Genomic DNA, 516 nt, shown 5'->3' with positions numbered 1-516 from the left:
TGTATCTATAGCGTAGATGGAAACTTCAAGTCTTGCCACCGTTACTTTTTCTTCAATTTTCAGAACAGCTGCTTTTTTCCAGCCTGCAGGAACATATCCCTGAAGCCAACCTTCATATACAACAGCAATATCATATTTATTATCTGTACTATATTGGGTAAGAAAACTTCCAAACTTTCCGTCAAACTTCTTTTTACCTTCATTAAAACGAATCGTTTCCACAGAACCCAGACCGGCAATATCAAGCAAATGAATATTGGTATAATAACATATTGCTCCGATATCATTAGCTACAACTTTAGAATTATTATAAAACTGATGCAGGAATTTTGCCGACTGCACCTGCTGCTCATAGATGTTTTTCCCTCCACCCATCATTATTTTGTGAGCAACTCCTCCTTTATATATAAGAAGGAAAACATTGGCAGCAATTAGTATGGTAATTAATTTTTCTTTTTTAATATAGTTTCTGAAATCAGTAAACAGCTCTTTAAGCTTTGGAATCAAAGCCATACA

Annotated in this window: 1 protein-coding gene; it reads right to left on the bottom strand. The window is 34.7% G+C overall.

The window, feature by feature from the left end; translation table 11 throughout:
• A partial coding sequence (locus A1704_RS24480; protein ID WP_202967942.1) for a hypothetical protein occupies positions 1-516 on the bottom strand: 516 nt, incomplete at both ends.

Source organism: Chryseobacterium cucumeris (assembly GCF_001593385.1).
GTDB lineage: Bacteria > Bacteroidota > Bacteroidia > Flavobacteriales > Weeksellaceae > Chryseobacterium > Chryseobacterium cucumeris.
This window is presented reverse-complemented; position numbering and strand designations above follow the sequence as displayed.